The organism is Pseudomonas sp. DW-iso3 (genome assembly GCF_058725305.1).
This window is the reverse complement of record NZ_JBZXDZ010000001.1, coordinates 950,026-973,381: the sequence shown is the minus strand read 5'-3', so window position 1 is coordinate 973,381 and position 23,356 is coordinate 950,026. Positions and strand designations below refer to the sequence as shown.

General features: G+C 59.9%; 18 protein-coding genes. 7 read left to right on the top strand and 11 right to left on the bottom strand.

Annotation, left to right across the window (positions count from 1 at the left end; genetic code table 11):
- Window positions 1-2: 2 nt before the first annotated feature.
- Window positions 3-1,397 (bottom strand): Si-specific NAD(P)(+) transhydrogenase, encoded by a 1,395-nt coding sequence (sthA, locus tag AC4PS7_RS04490; RefSeq protein WP_010212052.1) that lies wholly within the window; start codon window positions 1,395-1,397, stop codon window positions 3-5.
- A gap of 234 nt (window positions 1,398-1,631) precedes the next feature.
- Here sthA and AC4PS7_RS04485 point away from each other — a divergent pair, with 234 nt between their 5' ends.
- Window positions 1,632-2,165: a chalcone isomerase family protein gene (locus tag AC4PS7_RS04485; protein WP_492179126.1), complete on the top strand. Its 534-nt coding sequence runs from the start codon at window positions 1,632-1,634 to the stop codon at window positions 2,163-2,165.
- 161 nt (window positions 2,166-2,326) lie between these two features.
- Here AC4PS7_RS04485 and AC4PS7_RS04480 read toward each other — a convergent pair whose 3' ends face one another.
- Window positions 2,327-3,790: a glyceraldehyde-3-phosphate dehydrogenase gene (locus AC4PS7_RS04480; protein ID WP_021490985.1), complete on the bottom strand. Its 1,464-nt coding sequence runs from the start codon at window positions 3,788-3,790 to the stop codon at window positions 2,327-2,329.
- Window positions 3,791-4,130: 340 nt separating this feature from the next.
- Between AC4PS7_RS04480 and mfd the strand changes: the two genes are divergently transcribed.
- Genes mfd through AC4PS7_RS04465 form a run of 3 tightly spaced genes read left to right on the top strand, consistent with a single transcriptional unit; the run spans window position 4,131 to window position 10,861 of the window.
- A complete protein-coding gene (mfd, locus tag AC4PS7_RS04475; RefSeq protein ID WP_021490986.1) occupies window positions 4,131-7,580 on the top strand; it encodes a transcription-repair coupling factor in 3,450 nt (1,149 codons plus the stop codon).
- An 11-nt stretch (window positions 7,581-7,591) separates the two neighbouring features.
- The gene (locus AC4PS7_RS04470) at window positions 7,592-8,158 is read left to right on the top strand and encodes a CsiV family protein (RefSeq protein ID WP_492179124.1); all 567 of its coding nucleotides are present in this window, start codon (window positions 7,592-7,594) and stop codon (window positions 8,156-8,158) included.
- 9 nt (window positions 8,159-8,167) lie between these two features.
- Window positions 8,168-10,861 (top strand): DEAD/DEAH box helicase, encoded by a 2,694-nt coding sequence (locus AC4PS7_RS04465; RefSeq protein WP_137206446.1) that lies wholly within the window; start codon window positions 8,168-8,170, stop codon window positions 10,859-10,861.
- 49 nt (window positions 10,862-10,910) lie between these two features.
- Here the strand turns inward: AC4PS7_RS04465 and nagZ are convergent, their stop codons facing one another.
- The gene (gene nagZ / locus AC4PS7_RS04460) at window positions 10,911-11,921 is read right to left on the bottom strand and encodes a beta-N-acetylhexosaminidase (RefSeq protein ID WP_021490988.1); all 1,011 of its coding nucleotides are present in this window, start codon (window positions 11,919-11,921) and stop codon (window positions 10,911-10,913) included.
- Between the two features lie 136 nt (window positions 11,922-12,057).
- Entirely contained in the window at window positions 12,058-12,765 is a 708-nt protein-coding gene (locus AC4PS7_RS04455; RefSeq protein WP_010212061.1) for a TetR/AcrR family transcriptional regulator, read from the bottom strand.
- Window positions 12,766-13,028: 263 nt separating this feature from the next.
- Here AC4PS7_RS04455 and lexA point away from each other — a divergent pair, with 263 nt between their 5' ends.
- A complete protein-coding gene (lexA, locus tag AC4PS7_RS04450) occupies window positions 13,029-13,637 on the top strand; it encodes a transcriptional repressor LexA (RefSeq protein ID WP_003172575.1) in 609 nt (202 codons plus the stop codon).
- A 10-nt stretch (window positions 13,638-13,647) separates the two neighbouring features.
- Complete coding sequence (gene sulA, locus AC4PS7_RS04445) at window positions 13,648-14,121, top strand: SOS-induced cell division inhibitor SulA (RefSeq protein WP_042570739.1); 474 nt, start codon at window positions 13,648-13,650, stop codon at window positions 14,119-14,121.
- Window positions 14,122-14,240: 119 nt separating this feature from the next.
- Here sulA and AC4PS7_RS04440 read toward each other — a convergent pair whose 3' ends face one another.
- The 7 genes from AC4PS7_RS04440 to AC4PS7_RS04410 form a co-directional block, all read right to left on the bottom strand.
- A complete protein-coding gene (locus AC4PS7_RS04440) occupies window positions 14,241-14,474 on the bottom strand; it encodes a hypothetical protein (RefSeq protein ID WP_010212068.1) in 234 nt (77 codons plus the stop codon).
- Between the two features lie 167 nt (window positions 14,475-14,641).
- Window positions 14,642-15,163, bottom strand: a complete 522-nt coding sequence (locus AC4PS7_RS04435) for a DUF6586 family protein (protein ID WP_010212070.1) — start codon at window positions 15,161-15,163, stop codon at window positions 14,642-14,644.
- Window positions 15,164-15,412: 249 nt separating this feature from the next.
- Entirely contained in the window at window positions 15,413-18,034 is a 2,622-nt protein-coding gene (gene topA / locus AC4PS7_RS04430; RefSeq protein WP_010212072.1) for a type I DNA topoisomerase, read from the bottom strand.
- 114 nt (window positions 18,035-18,148) lie between these two features.
- On the bottom strand, window positions 18,149-18,385 hold the full coding sequence (locus AC4PS7_RS04425; protein WP_021490990.1) for a DUF1653 domain-containing protein: 237 nt from the start codon (window positions 18,383-18,385) through the stop codon (window positions 18,149-18,151).
- Between the two features lie 97 nt (window positions 18,386-18,482).
- Entirely contained in the window at window positions 18,483-19,658 is a 1,176-nt protein-coding gene (fadA, locus tag AC4PS7_RS04420; protein ID WP_021490991.1) for an acetyl-CoA C-acyltransferase FadA, read from the bottom strand.
- 29 nt (window positions 19,659-19,687) lie between these two features.
- Window positions 19,688-21,835, bottom strand: coding sequence for a fatty acid oxidation complex subunit alpha FadB (fadB, locus tag AC4PS7_RS04415; protein WP_005786151.1), 2,148 nt, complete (start codon window positions 21,833-21,835; stop codon window positions 19,688-19,690).
- Between the two features lie 481 nt (window positions 21,836-22,316).
- Window positions 22,317-22,754, bottom strand: a complete 438-nt coding sequence (locus AC4PS7_RS04410) for a hypothetical protein (protein ID WP_010212076.1) — start codon at window positions 22,752-22,754, stop codon at window positions 22,317-22,319.
- A 105-nt stretch (window positions 22,755-22,859) separates the two neighbouring features.
- Here AC4PS7_RS04410 and AC4PS7_RS04405 point away from each other — a divergent pair, with 105 nt between their 5' ends.
- On the top strand, window positions 22,860-23,300 hold the full coding sequence (locus AC4PS7_RS04405; protein WP_010212077.1) for a universal stress protein: 441 nt from the start codon (window positions 22,860-22,862) through the stop codon (window positions 23,298-23,300).
- Window positions 23,301-23,356 lie beyond the last annotated feature (56 nt).

Sequence of the window (23,356 nt, the reverse complement as noted above, 5' to 3'; positions counted from 1 at the left end):
GCTCAAAAAAGCCGGTTGAGGCCGTCGTAGGCCGCTACCCGATAGGCTTCCGCCATGGTCGGGTAATTGAACGTGGTGTTGACGAAGTACTTGAGGGTATTGAGTTCGCCCGGCTGGTTCATGATCGCCTGGCCGATATGCACGATCTCCGAGGCCTGGTAGCCGAAGCAATGCACGCCGAGGACTTCCAGGGTTTCACGGTGGAACAGGATCTTCAGCATGCCTTGCGGCTCACCGGCGATCTGCGCACGCGCCATGCTCTTGAAGAACGCCTTGCCCACTTCGTAAGGCACCTTGGCCTTGGTCAGTTCGTGCTCGTTCTTACCGATCGAGCTGATCTCCGGAATGGTGTAGATCCCGGTCGGTACGTCGTTCACATAGCGCCAGCTGCCATTGTCGACAATGCTGCCAGCGGCTGAACGGCCCTGGTCATGGGCGGCACTGGCCAGGCTCGGCCAGCCAATCACATCACCGGCGCCGTAAATGTTGGTCACGCAGGTGCGGTAGTTCTCATCGACTTCGATCTGGCCACGGCTGTTGACCTTGACCCCGATGTTTTCCATGCCCAGCTTGTCGGTGTTACCAGTGCGGCCGTTGCACCACAGCAAGGCGTCGGCCTTGATCTTCTTGCCGGACTTGAGGTGCAGGATCACGCCGTTATCCAGGCCTTCGACCCGCTCGTACTCTTCGTTGTGGCGCACAGTGATGTTGTTGTTGCTGAAGTGGTAGCTCAACGCCTGGGAAATTTCCGAGTCGAGGAAGCTCAGCAACTGGTCGCGGTTGTCCACCAGTTCGACCAGTACACCCAGGCCGCTGAAGATCGAGGCGTATTCACAGCCGATCACCCCGGCGCCGTAGATGATCAGTTTGCGCGGGGTGTGGCCCAGGCTCAGGATGGTGTCGCTATCGTAGATACGCGGGTGGTGGAAATCGATGTCTGCCGGACGATACGGACGCGAACCCGTGGCGATGATGATGTGTTTGGCCACCAGCTTCTCGACCACGCCGTTGGGGCAGACCACTTCGATGGTTTGCTCGTCGGCGAAGCTGCCAGTGCCAAAGAACAAGTCGACGCGGTTACGGGCGTAGTAGCCGGTACGCGAGGCGACTTGCTTGGAGATGACTTTCTCGGCGCTTTTGAGCACGTCCGGGAACGAGAACCAGCGCGGCTCACCAATGGCCCGGAACATCGGGTTGGTATTGAATTGCATGATCTGGCGCACGGAGTGACGCAAGGCCTTGGACGGGATGGTGCCCAGGTGGGTGCAGTTACCGCCGACCTGGCGACGGCTATCGACCATCGCCACCTTGCGCCCCGCTTTGGCGGCGTTCATCGCCGCACCTTCTCCAGCCGGGCCGGAACCCAGTACCACCACGTCGTAGTTGTAGACAGCCATGCGTACTCCTCAGAACAGGCCAGGCGTACGGTTGGACGCCGGGCTAAATCATGCCGCGGCCAGCGGTCATGAAGGACAATTTGGCTCAAGTGTGTGAACCGGGGCACAGTCTATATAAGGCTCAACGCCGCGAACATTAACCCTTGGTCGCGTCGTAGGCCAGTCTTGCCTTTACTACAACATCAGGAATTTGCAATTACACTGCCGACAAGCACCCTTACAGGACGGGCAATTATGCGACACGTCGTTTTCTGTTCATTACTGATGCTGTCCATCACGGTGCAGGCCAATGAGGCGGATCGTCTGAAGCAGGCCGATTTTCCGGCGCAGTCCCAGCAACTGACGTTGAAAAACCAGGCGGTGCTCACCTACCTCTGGGCGGATGTTTACGCGGCTGCGCTGTATGCCCCGTCCGACCTGAGCGCCAAGCAGGCTTGGGCACAACAAAAAGCGCTGCGCCTGACGCTGTATTACTTTCGCGACATCGACCGCAATGACGTGATCAAGGCGGCTAATACAACGCTGGAACGCCAGCAAGCCAACGCGAGCTTGAAGCCGGAACTGGAAAAACTGCATGCTAGCTTTCGTAATATTCAAGCCGGTGATCGATATGCCCTGGATTATCGACCAGGGCGTGGCTTGCACCTGGAGATCAATGGGCAAGTGGTGTTCAGCAGCCGCGATGACGCGCTGGCGCGGGCCTACCTGGGGATCTGGTTGGCGCCCGAGGGGTTGTCCGCCAGCCTGCGCAACACGCTTTTGGACTGAAGGCCCCATCGCAGGCAAGCCAGCTCCCACATTTGAATGTATGCACCTATCAGAATGTGGGAGCTGGCTTGCCTGCGAAGAGGCCCCACCAAACAACACAACCCCCCCAGCCATAAAAAAAGCCCCGAACCAGTCGGGGCTTTTTCATTCAACGCTAATGCTTAGCGCGGGAACGCAGGCGGGTTGACCCCGGCCATGTCTTCCATCACGCGAACCACCTGGCAGCTGTAGCCGAACTCGTTGTCGTACCACACGTACAGTACAACGCGGTTGTCCTGGGTAATGGTCGCTTCGGCGTCCACCACACCGGCGTGGCGCGAGCCCACGAAGTCGGTGGAGACCACTTCCTGCGAGTTGACGAAGTCGATTTGCTTATGCAGATCGGAGTGCAGCGCCATGTAGCGCAGGTACTCGTTCATCTCTTCACGGGTAGCGGCTTTCTCAAGGTTCAGGTTGAGAATGGCCATCGACACGTTTGGCGTCGGAACGCGGATCGCATTACCGGTCAGCTTGCCGGCCAGCTCAGGCAAGGCCTTGGCAGCAGCGGTGGCAGCACCGGTCTCGGTGATCACCATGTTCAACGCAGCGCTGCGGCCACGGCGATCGCCTTTGTGGAAGTTGTCGATCAGGTTCTGGTCGTTGGTGTACGAGTGAACGGTTTCAACGTGGCCGTTGACGATGCCGAACTTGTCATTCACAGCCTTCAGCACCGGCACGATGGCGTTGGTGGTGCAGGAAGCGGCGGAAACGATCTTGTCGTCAGCGGTGATTTCAGCGTGGTTGATGCCGTGAACGATGTTCTTCAGCTTGCCTTTGCCAGGCGCGGTCAGGACAACGCGGTCAACACCCGGGCAGGCCAAGTGCTGGCCCAGACCTTCGGCGTCACGCCATACACCGGTGTTGTCCACCAGCAGGGCGTCCTTGATGCCGTACTGGGTGTAATCCACCTCGGACGGGTTCTTCGCGTAGATCACCTGGATCAGGTTACCGTTGGCGGTGATGGTGTTGTTTTCTTCGTCGATGACGATGGTGCCGTTGAACGGGCCGTGTACCGAATCGCGGCGCAGCAGGCTGGCACGCTTGGTCAGGTCGTTCTCGGCGCCTTTACGCACCACGATGGCACGCAGGCGCAGGCCGTCGCCGCCACCGGTTTTTTCGATCAGGATGCGTGCCAGCAGGCGGCCGATACGACCGAAGCCGTACAGCACAACGTCGGTGCCTTTGCGGGCAGCGGCGTTTTGCTGGCCAACCACATCGGCCATTTCTTCACGCACGAACTGCTCGGCGGTACGGCCGGCGCCTTCCTTGCGGAATTTGTAGGCCAGCTTGCCCAGGTCTACCGATGCCGCGCCGAGCTTGAGCTCGCTCATGGCCTTAAGCAGTGGGAATGTTTCGTGGACGGAGAGTTCGCTGTCGTCGGCGGAACGGTGACGCGCAAAGCGGTGGGCTTTGAGAATCGCGATGACGGACTGGTTGATCAGGCTGCGGCCATAGATCGAGCTCACCACATTGTTATTGCGGTACAGCTGACCGATAAGCGGGATCATCGCTTCTGCGAGTGCTTCACGGTCGATCCATTCACCAAGACACTGGTCGGGCTTCTGAGTCACGGGAACCTTCCACATGTAGGGGCTGAAAAAAGGGGCTACATTATGCCGCCCGACCGCCCCCGGAGCAATGCGCCTTCAGCAACAAAAAGCCCTTGCGGAAAATTGACACCCCGCTACAGCCCAGTAAATACGCGGGTTCCAGAAGCCCACTAATGGCACGCGCAAGACAACTTGTCCGTAACCCTCCGAAAAACGCGTACATTTTGGCACTACATATTGAGTCAAAACCCGCCATTGTTTGTCTTAGCCACTACATTTCCCATAAACCGTAATAGGCTCAGTCAGAAACTGACAGGCGGCACCTTGGGCCGTTACAATTACCGACTTTGTCGCAACGCTTGGAGCTCAACCTTCCGTGCCCGTTCTGCGTCTACCGCTTCTCCCTGCCGCGGCAGGTAAACAGCACTGGGGCAACCTGCCCGGTGCCGCCCTGAGCCTGGCCATCGCCGAGGCTGCCAGCGCAGCCAAGCGCTTTACCCTGCTGCTCACCGCCGACAGCCAAAGCGCCGAACGGTTGGAGCAGGAGCTGAGCTTCTTCGCCCCCGATTTGCCGGTGCTGCACTTCCCCGACTGGGAAACCCTGCCCTACGACCTGTTCTCGCCGCACCAGGACATCATCTCCCAGCGCATCGCCAGCCTGTACCGCCTGCCGGAACTGGCCCATGGCGTGCTGGTGGTGCCTATTACCACGGCGCTGCATCGTCTGGCGCCGACCAAGTTCCTGCTGGGCAGCAGCCTGGTGCTGGATATCGGTCAGAAGCTCGACGTGGAACAGATGCGCACGCGCCTGGAAGCCAGCGGCTACCGCTGCGTGGACACGGTGTACGAGCACGGCGAATTCGCCGTGCGCGGGGCGCTGATCGACCTGTTCCCGATGGGCAGCAAGTTGCCGTACCGCATCGACCTGTTCGATGACGAAATCGAGACCCTGCGTACCTTCGATCCGGAAAACCAGCGCTCCATTGATAAAGTCGACTCGGTCAAGCTGCTCCCCGCGCGGGAATTCCCGCTGCAAAAAGACGCGGTCACCCGCTTCAAGGCGCGCTTCCGTGAACGCTTCGACGTGGACTTCCGCCGCTGCCCGATCTTCCAGGACCTCAGCAGCGGGATTACCCCGGCCGGTATCGAGTACTACCTGCCGTTGTTCTTTGACGAAACCTCCACCCTTTTCGATTACCTGCCCCAGGACACCCAGGTGTTCTCGCTGCCGGGTATCGAACAGGCCGCAGAAAACTTCTGGAACGACGTGCGTAACCGCTATGAAGAGCGCCGCGTCGATCCGTCCCGTCCTTTATTGCCGCCTGCAGAACTGTTCCTGCCAGTGGAAGACTGCTTCGCGCGCCTGAAAAGCTGGCCGCGTGTGGTCGCCAGCCAGCAGGATGTGGAAACCGGCGCTGGCCGTGAACGCTTCCCGGCGGCAACACTGCCGGACCTGGCGATCCAGGCCAAAGCCACGCAACCGCTGGAAGCGCTGTCCAACTTCCTCGGCGACTTCCCTGGCCGCGTGCTGTTTACCGCCGAATCCGCAGGCCGTCGCGAAGTGCTGCTGGAACTGCTCGAACGCCTGAAGCTGCGACCGAAAACCGTCGACAGCTGGCCCGATTTTGTCAAAAGCAAAGAGCGCCTGGCGATCACCATCGCGCCACTGGACGAAGGCCTGTTGCTGGATGATCCGGCTCTAGCGCTGATTGCCGAAAGCCCGCTGTTCGGCCAGCGTGTGATGCAGCGCCGCCGTCGTGAAAAACGCGCCGATGCCAACAACGATGCCGTGATCAAGAACCTCACCGAGCTGCGCGAAGGCGCGCCGGTGGTGCATATCGACCACGGCGTCGGCCGCTACCTGGGCTTGCAGACCCTGGAGATCGACAACCAGGCCGCCGAATTCCTCACCATGGAATACGCCGAGGGCGCCAAGCTCTATGTACCGGTGGCCAACCTGCATTTGATCGCCCGCTACACCGGCAGCGACGACGCCCTGGCGCCGTTGCACCGCTTGGGCTCGGAGACCTGGCAGAAAGCCAAGCGCAAGGCCGCCGAACAAGTGCGCGACGTCGCCGCCGAACTGCTCGACATCTATGCACGCCGCGCGGCGCGCGAAGGTTACGCGTTTGCCGACCCGAAAGCCGACTACGCCACCTTCAGCGCCGGCTTCGCTTTCGAGGAAACCCCGGACCAGCAAACCACCATCGAAGCCGTGCGCGCCGACATGCTCGCGCCCAAGCCCATGGACCGCCTGGTCTGCGGCGACGTGGGCTTCGGCAAGACCGAAGTGGCCATGCGCGCCGCTTTTATTGCCGTGCATGGCGGCAAGCAAGTGGCGATTCTGGTCCCCACCACCTTGCTCGCCCAGCAGCACTACAACAGCTTCCGCGACCGCTTTGCCGATTGGCCAGTGACCGTGGAAGTCATGAGCCGCTTCAAATCGGCCAAGGAAGTGAATGCGGCCATCGCCGATTTGGCCGAAGGCAAGATCGACATCGTGATCGGCACGCACAAGCTGCTGTCGGACGATGTGAAGATCAAGAACCTGGGCCTGGTGATCATCGACGAAGAACACCGCTTTGGTGTGCGTCAGAAAGAACAGCTCAAGGCCCTGCGCAGCGAAGTCGACATCCTCACCCTCACCGCCACACCGATTCCGCGCACGCTGAACATGGCGGTGTCGGGCATGCGCGATCTGTCGATCATCGCCACGCCGCCGGCACGTCGCCTGTCGGTGCGCACCTTCGTGATGGAGCAGAACAAGAGCACGGTCAAGGAAGCGCTGTTGCGCGAACTGCTGCGCGGCGGGCAGGTTTACTACCTGCACAACGACGTAAAAACCATCGAGAAATGCGCCGCCGACCTCGCCGAGCTGGTGCCGGAGGCGCGTATCGCCATCGGCCACGGCCAAATGCGCGAGCGCGAACTCGAACAGGTGATGAGCGACTTCTACCACAAGCGCTTCAACGTGCTGATCGCCTCGACCATCATCGAGACCGGTATCGACGTGCCAAGCGCGAACACCATCATCATCGAACGGGCGGACAAGTTCGGCCTGGCCCAACTGCACCAACTGCGCGGCCGGGTGGGGCGTAGTCACCACCAGGCGTATGCCTACCTGCTGACGCCGCCGCGCCAACAGATCACCTCCGACGCCGAAAAGCGCCTGGAAGCCATCGCCAACACCCAGGACCTGGGCGCCGGTTTTGTACTGGCCACCAACGACCTGGAAATCCGTGGTGCCGGTGAACTGCTGGGCGACGGCCAGAGCGGGCAGATCCAGGCGGTCGGTTTCACCCTGTATATGGAGATGCTTGAGCGCGCGGTGAAAGCCATCCGCAAAGGCGAGCAACCGAACCTCGATCAACCGCTGGGCGGCGGTCCGGAGATCAACCTGCGCTTGCCAGCGTTGATTCCCGAAGACTACCTGCCGGATGTGCATGCGCGGCTGATCCTGTACAAACGCATCGCCTCGGCCACCGACGAAGAAGGTCTCAAGGACCTGCAAGTGGAGATGATCGACCGCTTCGGCCTGTTGCCGGAACCGACCAAGAACCTGGTGCGCCTGACCCTGCTGAAATTGCAGGCCGAGCAGCTTGGCATCAAGAAAGTCGACGCCGGGCCGCAGGGTGGGCGCATCGAGTTTGAGGCGCAGACACCGGTGGATCCACTGGTGCTGATCAAGCTGATCCAGGGCCAGCCCAACCGCTACAAGTTCGAAGGGGCTACGCTGTTCAAGTTCATGGTGCCGATGGAACGTGCCGAAGAACGCTTTAATACATTGGAGGCGTTGTTCGAGCGCCTCATCCCGAAATCTGCTTGAAGGACGCCCCGATGCGCCTGTTCCGCATTTTGAGCCTGTTGTTGGTGGTAGCGGCACCTGCGGCGTTCGCCGACAGCCCCTACCAGGTGGAAATGATCCTGGTGCGCCAGAACGCGGAGCCGGTGATCAACAGCCGCGCCGCGTCGGAAAACTGGGATGCCGGCGCCGTGCGCCTGGGTGATAAGTTGAGCCCGCCGCGCCTGAGTAATATCGTCGACAAGCTGCGTGCCGACTCAAGCTACACGGTGCTGGCGCACAAGGCCTGGGAGCAGAACCTCGGCGATCAGCCGGTCAAAGTCGCCATCACCGACGGCCAGGAGCAGTTCGGCCAGTTTCCCATCGAGGGCGTGTTGAGCCTGCAATTGGGGCGTTTTACCGATATCGATGCGAACTTCTGGATCAACCAGTTCGACGCCAACGGCAGCGTGATCGCCAGCGAACACTTGAGCCAGACCGATGTGCGCACCAAGAACAACCAGCTCAACTACCTGGACGGCGGCCACCTGGCGTTGCTGATCAAGATCACCTCGCTGACCGCCAAGCCCCCCAGCGCGCCACCGCCCGACATCCAGGACTGATCCAGCGCCATGCCCCTGACAGCGTCGCTGACCAAACCCCTGGCCCCTTCGTGGGCCAATCGCTTTAAAGAGCAAAGCCTGGAGCGCGGGCGACGTTATGCCCTGGAGAACCGGGTGCGCATTGTCGAGTGCGGTGACAGCACCATTGTCGCCAGTTGCGAAGGCTCGGGCGGCAACGTCTACCGGCAGACCATTTCGCTGCGCGAATCGGCCAAAGGCACGCTGATCCTGGTGGACAGCCGCTGCACTTGCCCGGTGCACACCAACTGCAAACATATCGCGGCGGTGCTGCTCAAGGTCCAGGAAACCCTGGCCTACCCGGCCGCTGCACAAGATGCCGAGCTGCTGGAAAAACTCCAGGCCGTGCTGGAAAACCGGGTGGCGTTGCCGCAGGTGGTGATGGAGGATGTCGTGCCCGTGCCGCGCTTGTGGCTCGCCAGTGTCGAGTTCAGTGCCTTTGAACCGCGCAACGGCAAGATGCAGCGCTATATCCAGCATCGCGCGGCGCTGTCGTTCAACTACTTGGGCAACTATGTCAGCGGGCAGAAAAACGCCGACATCATCGTGCGCCAGGAAACCCAAAGCCTGCGCATCAAGCGGCATCCGGAGCTTGAGCAGCCGTACCGTGAACAACTGCGCCTACTGGGGTTCAAGATCGCCACGCGCCAGAGCAAGGCGCTGCCGGAAAGCGCCGGCGAGTTGTTCGAGATGGTCAATGACAGCGCCTGGCTGAACTTCACCCTCAATGCATCACCGACCTTGCGCGCCGAGGGTTGGGAGTTGCAGATCGATGAGGATTTCGGCTTCGACCTGAGCGCCGTCGATGACTGGTACGCCACCGTCGATGAAGGCCCGGAGCGCGATTGGTTCGACCTGGAGCTGGGAATTATCGTCAACGGTGAGCGGCTGAGCCTGCTGCCGATCCTGCTGAACCTGATGCGCTCCCACACCGAGATCCTCAACCCGGAAAAACTCGCACGCCGCCGCGATGATGAACTGATCCTGGTGAACATCCCCGGCCTGCCCAATGGCGGGCATGGTCCGCTGCAAGTCGCCCTGCCCTACGGCCGTCTGAAACCGGTGCTCGCTACCCTCGGCGAGTTCTACCTGCAGGACACCGGTACCACCACACTGCGCCTGGCGAAGGCCGACGCGATTCGGTTGAACCCGCTGGAAGATCTACCGCTGCAATGGGAAGGTGGCGAGAAGATCCGCAACTTTGCCCAGCGCCTCCGAGACATCAAGGACTTCACCTGCGTGGCCCCAGAAGGGCTGAACGCGACCTTGCGTCCGTACCAGCTGGAAGGCTTGAGCTGGATGCAGTCACTGCGCCAGCTGGAGGTTGGCGGGATACTGGCGGATGACATGGGACTGGGCAAAACCCTGCAGACCCTGGCGCATATTCTCACGGAGAAAATCGCCGGGCGCCTGGATCGACCGTGCATGGTGGTAATGCCCACCAGCCTGATTCCCAACTGGCTGGATGAGGCAGCGCACTTCACACCGCAACTCAACGTGTTGGCACTGTATGGCGCCGCACGTAAGAAACATTTCGCGACCCTGCAGGACTATGACCTGCTGCTGACCACCTACGCCCTACTGCCCAAGGACATCGAACAGCTCGCAGCCCTGCCCCTGCATGTGCTGATCCTCGATGAGGCCCAGTACATCAAGAACCCGTCCAGCAAGGCGGCCCAGGCCGCACGTGAGTTGAATGCACGACAGCGCCTGTGCCTGAGCGGCACGCCGCTGGAAAACCATTTGGGCGAGCTCTGGTCGTTGTTCCACTTCCTGCTCCCAGGCTGGCTGGGCGACGTAAAAAGCTTCAACCGCGACTACCGCACGCCCATCGAAAAGCGCGCCAGCGATGTGCGATTGCAACACCTGAACGGTCGGATAAAACCCTTCCTGCTGCGCCGCACCAAGGAGCAGGTGGCAACAGAGCTGCCACCCAAGACCGAGATCATCCACTGGGTCGACCTCAATGAGGCCCAGCGCGACGTGTACGAAACCATGCGCCTGGCCATGGACAAAAAGGTGCGCGACGAGATCACTCGCAAGGGCGTGGCACGCAGCCAGATCATCATTCTTGAGGCACTGCTGAAGCTGCGCCAGGTGTGCTGCGACCTGCGCCTGGTCAACGATGCAACCCTGCCCGCCCGTGGCAGCAGCTCGGGCAAGCTTGATAGCTTGATGGAAATGCTTGCGGAGCTGTTTGAGGAAGGCCGGCGGATCCTGCTGTTTTCCCAGTTCACCTCGATGTTGAGCCTGATCGAAGTCGAGCTGAAAAAACGTGGCGTGGCCTACGCACTGCTCACCGGCCAGACAAGGGATCGACGCACACCGGTGAAGGATTTCCAGAGCGGCAAGCTACAGATTTTTCTGATCAGCTTGAAGGCCGGGGGCGTCGGCCTGAACTTGACCGAAGCCGATACGGTGATCCACTACGATCCTTGGTGGAACCCGGCCACGGAAAACCAGGCCACCGACCGCGCCTATCGCATCGGTCAGGAGAAGCCGGTGTTCGTCTACAAGATGATTGCCCGAGGCACGGTGGAGGAGAAAATCCAGCACCTGCAGAAGGAAAAATCCGACCTGGCAGCGGGCGTGCTGGACGGGCGCACCACCGGGGACTGGCAACTGGGCAATGAGGACATTGAAGCGTTGTTTGCGCCGTTGCCGCACAAGCAAGAGAAGCGTTGACGGTTAGACCGCTATCGCAGGCAAGCCTGCGATAGCCGCGACGCGGTGTTCAGCCGATCAACTGAGCATCCCGCAACGCGGTAAGCGCCGCCAACCAGCGCGGGTCCTGCTTGTAGTCCGTCGACGCAATCGCCTGGCCGCGCATGCGTGCGATTCGAGCTGATGGCTTGACCTTCATGCGCTGGGCGGCGGTCAGCGCCAGCTCAGCAGCCGCGCGATCATTGCATACCAACCCCATGTCGCAACCTGCCGTCAGCGCCGCTTCGATGCGACTGGCGGCATCGCCCACCACATGGGCACCGGCCATGGACAGGTCATCGCTGAAAATCACCCCATCGAACTGCAACTCGCCGCGCAGGATGTCCTGCAACCAGCGGCGTGAGAACCCGGCTGGCTGGGCATCGACTTGCGGGTAGATGACGTGGGCCGGCATCACCGCCGCCAATTGCTTGCTCAAGCGCGCGAAAGGCACCAGATCATGCGCACGAATCTGCTCAAGACTGCGTTCATCATTGGGAATGGCAACGTGGGAATCGGCCTCGGCCCAACCGTGACCAGGAAAATGCTTGCCGGTGGCCGCCATGCCGGCGCTGTTCATGCCACGGATAAAGGCACCGGCCAGCACGGCGGCGCGCACGGGATCGCCTTCGAACGAGCGGGTGCCAACCACCGCGCTGCGTTGGTAGTCCAGGTCCAGCACCGGGGCGAAGCTCAGGTCCAAGCCAACGGCCAACACTTCAGTCGCCATAATCCAGCCGCATTGTTCGGCCAGGTATTCGGCGTTGGGGTTATCCGCCAAGGCACGCATGGCCGGCAAGCGCACAAACCCCTGACGCAGACGCTGTACGCGGCCACCTTCCTGATCGACGGCCAACAGCAGGTCCGGACGCACGGCACGAATCGCCGCACTCAACGCCCGCACCTGACGCGGATGCTCGATGTTGCGCGCAAAGATAATCAGGCCACCCACTTCAGGCTGGCGCAGCAGGTGGCGGTCCTCGGCCGTGAGCCAGGTGCCGGCAACGTCGACCATCAAAGAACCTTGCAGGGCAGCAGTCATAAACCTTCCTTAAATAACGCACACAACCCGTTGCCCTCACCAGGCACGGTGAGCACAACGGGTTGCGAGTAAATAGCTGAATTCGGCATGGGCCGCTAGCTTAGCGGATGCAAGCGGCCGCGCCCACCCGGCGCGGTCAAACCTTGGCGGGCGTTGGCACGGACTTGCTGCGTGGACGCAATTGGGCGGCGGCCATGGCGGCGTCGGTCACACCGGTTTCGGCGCGCATGCCGGCGGCCAGGAACGGCACCATCAGGCGCATGACCTGTTCAATGGAGGTGTTGACGCCGAAATCAGTCTCGGCAATCGCCCGCAACGCCTTGATCCCGGACATGCTGAACGCGGCGGCACCGAGCATGAAGTGCACGCGCCAGAACAGTTCAATCGGCGGAATACGCGGAGCGGCTTCGTTGACCAGCAACATATAGCGACGAAATACCTTGCCGTACATGTCTTCCAGATAACGCCGCAGGTGCCCCTGGCTCTGACTGAACGCCAGGCCCAGCAGGCGCATGAAGATCGACAAATCGTTGCCGCTCCTGGGCTGAACCACCAGGGCCTGCTCAACGAGGATTTCCAGCAGTTCTTCCAGGGTCGGCTTGTGGTCAGCCTTGGCCTGGCGACGCTCAAGCTCACGGTCAAGGCTGGTGCAGAACGGCCCCAGGAAGCGCGAAAACACCGCCTGGATCAGGGCCTTTTTCGAACCGAAATGGTAGTTCACAGCAGCGAGGTTGACCCCAGCCTTGCTGGTGATCAGCCGCAACGACGTTTCAGCAAATCCTTTTTCCGCAAACAATTGCTCGGCAGCATCGAGAATGCGTTCAACGGTTTCCGACTGGGCCATGGCTACTCCGCCTGACAAACACTTGTTTGAAACATACGTTTCAGGTTGTGTCTTGTCAAGCCTGCGGGTTCGCTTTCCGGCCGGGCAGTCATGTATTTCATCGCTATTTAATCACATCCTTACGCCTCTGTAGGCAGCGCTATCTCTGGCGTGTGGGAAGCCTGCACGATGACCGTCCAGCGGCGCACTCGAAAAGGAGGATTGCCAAGCGCAGTCCACTGTATATAATCCCAGTCACTGTATAAAAAGACAGAGCGATCAACATGCTAAAACTGACGCCACGCCAAGCTGAGATTCTGGCTTTTATCAAGCGCTGCCTCGATGACAACGGCTACCCGCCGACGCGAGCGGAAATTGCGCTGGAACTGGGGTTCAAGTCCCCCAATGCCGCCGAAGAACACCTCAAGGCCCTCGCTCGCAAAGGCGCGATCGAAATGACCCCCGGTGCCTCGCGCGGTATCCGCATCCCTGGCTTCGAAGCCAAGGCCGACGAATCGACCCTGCCGATCATCGGTCGCGTCGCTGCCGGTGCGCCGATCCTGGCGCAGCAGCACGTCGAGGAATCCTGCAACATCAACCCGACCTTCTTCCATCCGCGCGCCGACTACCTCTTGCGGGTCCATGGCATGAGCATGAAGGACGTGGGCATCTTCGATGGCGACCTGCTGGCCGTCCACACCACCCGCGAAGCCCGTAATGGCCAGATCGTCGTCGCCCGTATCGGCGATGAAGTCACCGTCAAACGCTTCAAGCGCGAAGGCAGCAAGGTCTGGCTCCTGGCCGAGAACCCTGAGTTCGCCCCGATTGAAGTGAACCTGAAAGATCAGGACCTGGTGATCGAAGGCTTGAGCGTCGGCGTCATTCGCCGCTAAAGGAGGCATCATGCAGCTCATCCACACCCCACAACACACACAACTGTCGCTGTTCGAGGCCTTCATGGCCCAACCCCTTGCGCCCATTCTCAAGGAAACGGTCGAAGCGCCCTGGAGCGCCGAGCCTGAGGCGTTCAGTGAATTGTCGTTGCGCGGTGCAGCGGGGAGCTGCCTGAGCCTGCTGGCGCCGATCCTACGCGAATTGAGCGAAGAGCAGGACGCGCGCTGGCTGACGCTGATCGCCCCACCCGCCAGCCTGACCCAAGCCTGGCTACGGGACGCCGGCCTCAACCGCGAGCGCATCCTGCTGCTGCAACCGCGCGGCGCGCAAAGTGCGCAGCAATTGACCTGCGAAGCCCTGCGCCTGGGCCGTAGCCATACGGTGGTGAGCTGGTTGAATCCACTGAGTGTCAGTGCCAAGCAACAACTGATCAGTGCCGCGCGCACGGGCGATGCTCAGAGCTTGAATATTCGATTGGGATAAGTACTGAGCGGCCAAAGCCCCGTGGGCAGTCCCGCACTCCACGAACGTCCGTGGTGAGCGGGATTCTGCAGTGAGCCAGCTTGCCCGCTCACCACAGCACGTCCTCTTCTCACTGGAACTCAGTGAAGAACGCGCGGCCCGTCTTCTTTCTCCGGCTCGCCTTCTGCCAGGCGACCTGCCATCTGCACGCCCACGCTCAACATGGCTTTAGCCACTTCCACGTGCTGGCCCTGCAAGAACACTTTGGCGTCCTCGGAAAAATCCAGAATGACCAGAGAACCCTCGTCCTCAGCCCGACGCAGCTCGATTCGGCCGTCAGGCAACTCAACAATTTCCAGAAAGGACGTCGGCATAAAAGTCTGTTCTCCACGAAAGGCCGGGATTATATCAGTCATCCGCTGCGTTTCGCTGAGGATCTGGCCAGGTTTCGTTGCGGCTTGATGAATGGTGCCAGGATGACCCGGTTCACATGTGGGAGCGAGCTCCCACAGATTGATCGGTGTAAGTCAGTGACGCCGCCTCAGCACTCGTTGAGGCCTTCGCGAAAGCGCAGCGCCATCTTTTTCAGTGCCTGGCGCCAGCTTTCCAGCTCTTCCCGGCTCAACGGCTTGGGCTCATCCTCTTCAACCGCAACCGCCACGATCAACGGTTGAGTCACATCGCCCTTGGGCACATGGGGAATACGCGGCGGTTGGAACATATCGGCATGCGCCTTGAGCAGGCGTGCGACCCAGCTGTCGGGGCTTTGGGCCATTTCAACCAGCTCAGCCAGCTCAGGAATCGCCATCGAGTCCAGCACTTCGCGGTTCATGATCATCTCTGCACGAGGCGAACCCGCCTGGGGCAAACGGTAGAACCCGGCGATTTCATGGCACAGGCCCAGCAAGGCACCGTACAGGTGGAACAATGCCGCTTCACGCCCCGCCTGGACCAGCGCGATGGCATTCATCTCTTTCCCCTCCTCGGCGCGGCCAAGGGCTTCCAGGGACAAACCCGCGAAGTAAATTTTCTGGTTGGTACGGGTATAGAGTTCGTTGGCCATAACGGCAATCTCCACAACGAATAAGCGTGATGCTGGCTGAACAGTGTCACGGATCAGCCGAGCCTACTGCAAGTGCAATAAACCGCTGCTTATGGGGGGGCAAAACTCGACGTTCAGATCCAGACTGATCCAAATGTGGGAGGGGGCTTGCCCCCCGATTGCGGCGCATCAGTCATACACATGTCGACTGATATACCGCTATCGGGGGCAAGCCCCCTCCCACATTGGATCTTCAGCGCATCCGACGGGTCAAGCGCCCTGGCGCTTGTCCTCGACCTTCCACTTGCCGCCGTCGTAGAACGCTTTCCAGCCAGTAGGCTTGCCGTCCACTTCGGTCTGCACGTACTGCTCCTTGGTCTTGCGGCTGTAACGGATCACGGCTGGGCGACCATCCGGATCCTTCTTCGGCGCTTCACACAGGAAGTGGTACTTCGGATCGATCTCGTCCTTGTGCGGCACGATCTCCAGCACCAGCGGTGCACGGGTCTCGCGGTTTTTCGGGAACTGGCTGGCAGCCAGGAACAGCCCCGAAGCGCCGTCACGCAGGATGTAGGTGTCGTTGACCTTCTCACACTTGAGTTCAGGCATCTTCACCGGGTCCATCTTCGGCGGCGCCGCGTCACCGCTTTTCAGCAGTTTGCGGGTGTTCTTGCACGTCGGGTTGGTGCAGCCGAAGAACTTGCCGAAACGGCCAGTCTTGAGCTGCATCTCGCTGCCACACTTGTCGCATTCCAGGCTCGGACCTTCGTAGCCTTTGATGCGATAGGTGCCCTCTTCAATCTCGTAGCCGTTGCAATCCGGGTTGTTACCGCAGATATGCAGCTTGTGCTTTTCATCCAGCAGGTAGGCGTCCATCGCCGTGCTGCAGATTGGGCAACGGTGCTTGCCACGCAGTACCAGCGACTCGGATTCCCCCTCGTCATCGGCAGCGATTTCGTCACCCGGCACCAGGTTGACGGTGGCCTTGCAGCGCTCTTTCGGCGGCAGGCTGTAGCCCGAGCAACCGAGGAACACGCCGGTGGACGCCGTACGAATCTGCATCGGGCGGCCGCAGGTCTGGCACGGGATGTCAGTCATCACCGGCTGATTGGCGCGCATACCGCTTTCAGGGCTTTCAGCTACTTCGAGTTTTTTCTTGAAGTCGCCGTAGAACTCGTCCAGCACGTTTTTCCAGTCGCGTTCGCCCTGGGCCACGTCATCGAGGTTCTCTTCCATGCCGGCGGTGAAGCCGTAGTCCATCAGGTTGGAGAAGCTTTCCGACAGGCGTTCGGTGACGATGTCGCCCATCTTTTCCGAATAGAAACGACGGTTGTGCAGCGCAACGTAGCCACGGTCTTGAATGGTGGAGATGATCGCCGCGTAGGTCGAAGGACGACCGATACCGCGTTTTTCCATCTCTTTCACCAGGCTGGCTTCCGAATAACGCGCCGGCGGCTTGGTGAAGTGCTGGGACGGGTCGAGCGTGATCAGCTTCAGCGTATCGCCCTGGGCCATGTCCGGCAGCACATCGTCATCGCCAGGCTTGGCGATTTGCGGCATCACACGGGTATAGCCGTCGAACTTGAGGATACGGCCCTTGGCACGTAGCTCGAAGTCAGAAGCCGCCACAGTGACGGTGGTGGACAGGTATTGCGCCGGCAGCATCTGGCAGGCCAGGAACTGGCGCCAGATCAGCTCGTAGAGGCGCTCAGCGTCGCGCTCCATGCCGCTCAGCTTGGCAGGCGTGGTATTGGCGTCGGAAGGACGGATCGCTTCGTGAGCCTCTTGTGCGCCTTCCTTGCTGCTGTAGACGTTCGGTTTCTCGGGCAGGTACTTCTTGCCGAACTCTTCTTCAATATAGGTACGCGCCATCGCGACCGCGTCCACCGACAGGTTGGTGGAGTCGGTACGCATGTAAGTGATGTAGCCAGCTTCGTACAAGCGCTGGGCCATCATCATGGTTTTCTTCACCCCAAAGCCCAGGCGGTTGCTCGCGGCCTGTTGCAGGGTGGAGGTGATGAACGGTGCCGATGGCTTGCTGCTGGTCGGCTTGTCCTCACGCTTGACGATGCTGTAACTGGAAGACTTGAGCTTTTCCAGCGCCGCCATGGCCTGGGCTTCGTTCAGCGGCTTGAAGGCCTCGCCTTTCTCGCGGGCCACTTCAAAGCGCACGTTGGCGCCCTTGGCAGTGCCCAGATCGGCGTGGACTTCCCAGTACTCTTCGGGGATGAACGCACGGATTTCGCGCTCACGCTCCACCACCAGCTTCACCGCAACCGATTGCACACGGCCGGCGGACAGCCCACGGGCGATCTTGGCCCACAGCAGTGGCGAGACCATGTAACCCACGACGCGGTCGAGGAAACGACGGGCCTGTTGGGCGTTGACGCGGTCGATGTCCAGTTCGCCGGGCTTGGAGAAGGCCTCTTGGATGGCCTTCTTGGTGATTTCGTTGAACACCACACGCTTGTAGCGGCTGTCGTCGCCGCCGATGGCTTCCCGCAGGTGCCAGGCAATGGCTTCCCCTTCGCGGTCCAAGTCCGTTGCGAGATAGATGGTGTCGGCATCCTTGGCGAGCCGGCGCAGCTCTTCGATGACCTTTTCCTTGCCTGGAAGGATTTCGTACTTGGCCTTCCAGCCATGATCCGGGTCCACACCCATGCGCGAGACCAGCTGCTTGCGCGCTTTCTCTTTAGGGGTGAGCACCGGACCTTCGCCCGCAGCCGCCTTGCCGCGCTTGGCGGCTGGCTCCTTACTGGCGCTAGCCGAACCGCTGGTGGGCAGGTCTCGGATATGGCCGATACTCGACTTCACCACGTACTCGTTGCCCAAGTACTTGTTGATGGTCTTGGCCTTAGCCGGGGATTCCACAATGACCAGCGATTTGCCCATGGATCGGAAAATTCCTGAATTCGAGAAGTGAAAGGCAGTTGGCGCCTGTCGCGGCAACGCTATATATAGTGGCAACAAGGTGAGGTCAAGCGCAGCATTCTGCGCGACCCGCCGTTATTGCCCTGAAAAAAGACTGGGTTCGGCCTGGACCAAAGCAAAGCGCGGGACCTGCTCGCCGTCAACTTCGACGGTCTCCAGGAACATGCTCAAAGGACGCACCCAAAAGCCGTAATCGCCATACAGTGCTTGGTAGAACACCACTTCTTCTTCGGTCTCGGAGTGGCGCGCCACATTGAAAACACGGTACTGCGGACCTTTATAATGCTGGTAGAGCCCTGGTTCGACTTTCATGCTCTGGCCCTCTTACAAAATTTGTTAAAAAAAAAATACAAAACCACCCAAAAACAAAAACCGGGGCACTGGGCCCCGGCTTCCGTCAACCCAACGCTTAGACGCGTTCGAAGACGGTGGAAATGCCTTGGCCGAGACCAATGCACATGGTGGCTACCCCGAGGTTGCCGCCATTTTGCTTCATCACGTTAAGCAAAGTGCCGGAGATACGTGCACCGGAGCAACCAAATGGGTGGCCCAGGGCAATCGCGCCGCCGTGCAGGTTAACCTTCTCATTCATCTTGTCGAGTACTTTCAAATCTTTCAGCACCGGCAGGGCCTGTGCGGCGAAAGCTTCGTTGAGCTCGAAGAAGTCGATGTCGTTGATGGTCAGGCCCGCGCGCTTCAAGGCTTTTTGTGTGGCCGGTACTGGACCATAGCCCATGATTGCCGGGTCCACACCCGCCACGGCCATCGAACGGATCACGGCCAGCGGTTGGATACCCAAGTCCTGGGCACGCTGCGCCGACATCACGATCATGCACGAAGCACCGTCGGTGATTTGCGACGAAGTACCGGCTGTCACGGTGCCGCCCTTTGGATTGAACGCTGGCTTGAGAGCCGCCAGGCTTTCCAGGGTGGTATCCGGACGAATGGTTTCGTCGTAGTCGAACAGTTTCAGGAAACCGTTCTCGTCATAACCGTTCATCGGGATGATTTCATCCTTGAACTTGCCTTCCAGGGTCGCCTTGTGGGCGAGCTGGTGGGAACGCAAGCCGAACGCGTCCTGGGCTTCGCGGGTAATGCCATGCATTTTGCCAAGCATTTCCGCGGTAAGGCCCATCATGCCCGAGGCTTTCGCCGCGTACAGCGACATGTGCGGGTTAGGATCGACGCCGTGCATCATGCTGACGTGGCCCATGTGCTCCACACCACCGACCACGAACACATCACCGTTGCCGGTCATGATCGCCTGGGCGGCGGTGTGCAGCGCGCTCATCGACGAACCGCACAGACGGCTCACGGTCTGGCCCGCGGCAGTGTGCGGGATCTGGGTCATCAGCGACGCCATGCGCGCGATGTTCCAACCCTGCTCCAGGGTCTGGTTGACGCAGCCCCAGATCACGTCCTCGACTTCGTTCGGGTCGACCTTGGTGTTGCGCTCCAGCACTTTGCTGATCAAGTGTGCCGACATGTCTTCGGCACGGGTGTTGCGGTGCATGCCGCCCTTGGAGCGGCCCATCGGTGTGCGACCGAAGTCGACAATCACCACGTCTCTTGGATTCAAGCTCATAAATATTCTCGCTCTAGTCGTCTGGGCGCTTAACCGAAGAAGCTCTGGCCGTTCTTGGCCATTTCACGCAGCTTCGCGGTCGGGTGGTACAGCGGGCCCAAATCAGCGTATTTGTCAGCCAGGGCAACGAACTCAGCCACACCGATCGAGTCGATGTAACGCAGTGCACCACCACGGAATGGAGGGAAACCAATACCGTACACCAGGCCCATATCGGCTTCGGCGGCGGTCTCGACGATGCCGTCTTCCAGGCAACGCACGGTTTCCAGGCACAGGGCGATCATCATCCAGTTGATGATGTCCTCGTCGGACACCTCACGCTGTTCGTAGATGACCGGAGCGAGCACTTCGTGCACCGACGGATCGGCCACTTTCTTCTGCTTGCCCTTCTTGTCAGCCTCGTAGGCGTAGAAGCCCTTGCCGTTCTTCTGGCCCAGGCGCTTGGCCTCGTACAGCGCGTCGATCGCCGAGCGGCGGTCGTCTTTCATACGATCCGGGAAGCCTTCAGCCATGACGTCGCGACCGTGGTGGCCGGTGTCGATGCCGACCACGTCCATCAGGTACGCCGGGCCCATTGGCCAGCCGAATTTTTCCATGACTTTGTCGATGCGCACGAAGTCCACACCAGCGCTGACCAGCTTGGCGAAACCGCCGAAGTACGGGAACAGCACGCGATTGACCAGGAAGCCCGGGCAGTCATTGACCACGATCGGGTTCTTGCCCATTTTCTTGGCGTAGGCAACGGTGGTGGCAACGGCCAGCTCGCTGGACTTCTCGCCACGGATCACTTCCACCAGCGGCATCATGTGCACCGGGTTGAAGAAGTGCATGCCGACGAAGTTTTCCGGACGCTTGAGGGCCTTGGCCAGCAGCGAGATGGAAATGGTCGAGGTGTTGGAGGCCAGGATGGTGTCGTCTTTGACCTGGGCTTCCACTTCAGCCAGTACGGCTTGCTTGACCTTAGGGTTCTCGACAACCGCTTCGACCACCAGGTCGACATGACCGAAATCGCCGTAGGACAGCGTAGGACGAATGCCGTTGAGCACTTCAGCCATTTTCGCGGCGGTCATGCGACCTTTGTCCACGCGACCGACCAGCAGCTTGGCGGCTTCCGCCAGGCCTTGCTCGATCCCGTGTTCGTTGATGTCTTTCATCAGGATCGGCGTGCCTTTGGACGCCGACTGGTAAGCGATACCGCCGCCCATGATACCGGCGCCGAGTACGGCAGCCTGTTTCACGTCCTTGGCGATTTCGTCGTAGGCCTTGGCCTTTTTCTTCAGTTCCTGATCGTTCAGGAACAGGCCGATCAGGCTCTGGGCTGCAGAGGTTTTCGCCAGTTTGACGAAGCCAGCCGCTTCCACTTCCAGGGCTTTGTCGCGACCGAAGTTCGCGGCTTTCTGGATGGTCTTGATCGCTTCAACCGGCGCCGGGTAGTTCGGGCCGGCCTGTCCAGCCACGAAACCTTTGGCGGTTTCGAACGACATCATTTGTTCGATGGCGTTGAGCTTGAGTTTTTCCAGCTTCGGCTGACGCTTGGCCTTGTAGTCAAATTCGCCGCTGATGGCGCCCTTGATCAGGTTCAGTGCGGCTTCGGCCAGTTTATCCGGGGCAACTACAGCGTCGACAGCACCGACTTTCAGGGCGTCTTCAGCCTTGTTTTCCTTACCGGCGGCGATCCATTCGATAGCGTTGTCGGCACCGATCAGACGCGGCAGGCGTACGGTGCCGCCGAAACCTGGGTAGATGCCCAGTTTGACTTCAGGCAGGCCGATCTTGGCAGTGGCCGACATGACGCGGAAGTCCGCCGCCAGGCACATTTCCAGGCCACCGCCCAACGCGATGCCGTTGATCGCGGCGACGGTCGGTACGTTGAGGTCTTCAAAATCGCTGAAGATCTTGTTGGCTTCGAGGTTGCCAGCCACCAGCTCGGCATCGGGCAGCTTGAAGTTGTCGACGAATTCGGTGATGTCAGCGCCGACGATGAACACGTCCTTGCCGCTGGAGACGATCACGCCCTTGACCGAAGCATCAGCTTTGATGGTGTCTACGGCCTGACGCAATTCATTCAGGGTTAGACGGTTGAACTTGTTGACGGACTCACCCTTGAGGTCGAATTTCAGTTCGACGATGCCACTTTCAAGAGCCTTAACCGTGATGGCTTTACCTTCGTAAATCATCAACTGATCTCCACGATATGGAAGCTGAACAGTACACATTGGACGCTGGCCTCTGGCTGGACATTGATGAATTCGCCAATGTTCACGCCAATCCGCCAGGCACACCCGCCAATGCGATAGTCGGGATTCTGTATGAGTCGTCTGACAGACAAACGCTCAATTCATACGCCCGTTTGATTTGGGTACGCCACCTTCATCCAATTCCGGGCAATTGTCAATCGCTCGAAAGGCTAGGAAAAACGCGACTTTCCAGTCATTTCAGAACCCCGACCATAAGCCCTTGATTCGTCAATATTCAACTATTCACGAAATCAATAATAGAAAAGATCGGGGAAAAGGCTGTACAGAACGGGATATACCGCTAGGCTAGCGACACCCCTGACGCGCCTGGATGAACATCCGACGCGGGAAACACAGATTTACCGGCCTGCCTGGCCAACTCCAGCCCGATGATGATGTCGGGCTTTTTATTGCCTGGCTTTTAGGCAAGCGCCTTGAGCAATACATCGATATCTTTCAACACACTCGCCTCGCCCTTCTCGCCCCAATACAACGCAATCATCTGCTTGTCGGCCTCGACCTTGTAGACGTTGGTCGGCAGCTTTGCAAAATGCGGCAACAACTTCTCATCGACACACACTTCACGCCACTGATTGACCCACACACCCGGCTCCAACTGCCAGTAACTCCAGATGGCCGGCGTGCTCCCGCGCCGTGGCCGGCAGTACTGCGCACAGGGGCTCGGCGGCTCCTGCTTGAGCCAATGGGGCCACTCCTGGGGCGCCAACTGCATGGCCAGGCCGATACGGCGTGCTTCCATGCGCAGGGCCATGCGCCCGCTCTGATGGCGCGACGGGCGCAGCCATGCCAGAGGGCTCAGAACCACCACAAGGATTGACACCACTATCCAGACCGTCATATGTGTACTCCCGAATTTCTAGATGAGCGGATTTGATCTGACGCAACCCCATCCGCTTGAAAGCAGCCATACTGAACTTATTGCAGTCCCCTGGAGGAACGCCCCATGTCCTACGAACATATTCTGGTCGCTGTCGACCTGACCGAAGAGTGCGATCCAGTCATCAAGCGCGCCCGCGCCTTCGCGATCGCCAGCGGTGCCAAACTGTCGCTGGTGCATATCGTCGAACCAATGGCCATGGCCTTTGGGGGTGACGTGCCCATGGACCTTTCCCAGTTGCAGCAACAACAGTTCGATCAGGCCAAAGAGCGCCTGGACCGGTTGATTCTCAAATACCCCGAAGTGACCAAGGAAAACTCCCACCTCACTTACGGCCAACCGCGCCAGGAAATCCACCATCTGGCCAAGGAACAAAACTGCGACCTGATCGTGGTGGGCAGCCATGGCCGGCATGGTCTGGCGTTGTTGCTGGGCTCCACTGCCAATGATGTATTGCATGGCGCGCCGTGTGATGTGCTGGCCGTGAAGCTGGTGAAATCCTCTTAAGCACATTTTCAACTGTATTTCATATAAAAAACCCGGTGCTCATGAAAATGAACACC

Coding starts and splice junctions, on each gene's coding strand:
- sthA (WP_010212052.1), bottom strand. CDS start 1,397: ATGGCTGTCTACAACTACGACGTGGTGGTACTGGGTTCCGGCCCGGCT.
- AC4PS7_RS04485 (WP_492179126.1), top strand. CDS start 1,632: ATGCGACACGTCGTTTTCTGTTCATTACTGATGCTGTCCATCACGGTG.
- AC4PS7_RS04480 (WP_021490985.1), bottom strand. CDS start 3,790: ATGTGGAAGGTTCCCGTGACTCAGAAGCCCGACCAGTGTCTTGGTGAA.
- AC4PS7_RS04470 (WP_492179124.1), top strand. CDS start 7,592: ATGCGCCTGTTCCGCATTTTGAGCCTGTTGTTGGTGGTAGCGGCACCT.
- AC4PS7_RS04465 (WP_137206446.1), top strand. CDS start 8,168: ATGCCCCTGACAGCGTCGCTGACCAAACCCCTGGCCCCTTCGTGGGCC.
- nagZ (WP_021490988.1), bottom strand. CDS start 11,921: ATGACTGCTGCCCTGCAAGGTTCTTTGATGGTCGACGTTGCCGGCACC.
- AC4PS7_RS04455 (WP_010212061.1), bottom strand. CDS start 12,765: ATGGCCCAGTCGGAAACCGTTGAACGCATTCTCGATGCTGCCGAGCAA.
- lexA (WP_003172575.1), top strand. CDS start 13,029: ATGCTAAAACTGACGCCACGCCAAGCTGAGATTCTGGCTTTTATCAAG.
- sulA (WP_042570739.1), top strand. CDS start 13,648: ATGCAGCTCATCCACACCCCACAACACACACAACTGTCGCTGTTCGAG.
- AC4PS7_RS04440 (WP_010212068.1), bottom strand. CDS start 14,474: ATGCCGACGTCCTTTCTGGAAATTGTTGAGTTGCCTGACGGCCGAATC.
- AC4PS7_RS04435 (WP_010212070.1), bottom strand. CDS start 15,163: ATGGCCAACGAACTCTATACCCGTACCAACCAGAAAATTTACTTCGCG.
- topA (WP_010212072.1), bottom strand. CDS start 18,034: ATGGGCAAATCGCTGGTCATTGTGGAATCCCCGGCTAAGGCCAAGACC.
- AC4PS7_RS04425 (WP_021490990.1), bottom strand. CDS start 18,385: ATGAAAGTCGAACCAGGGCTCTACCAGCATTATAAAGGTCCGCAGTAC.
- fadA (WP_021490991.1), bottom strand. CDS start 19,658: ATGAGCTTGAATCCAAGAGACGTGGTGATTGTCGACTTCGGTCGCACA.
- fadB (WP_005786151.1), bottom strand. CDS start 21,835: ATGATTTACGAAGGTAAAGCCATCACGGTTAAGGCTCTTGAAAGTGGC.
- AC4PS7_RS04410 (WP_010212076.1), bottom strand. CDS start 22,754: ATGACGGTCTGGATAGTGGTGTCAATCCTTGTGGTGGTTCTGAGCCCT.
- AC4PS7_RS04405 (WP_010212077.1), top strand. CDS start 22,860: ATGTCCTACGAACATATTCTGGTCGCTGTCGACCTGACCGAAGAGTGC.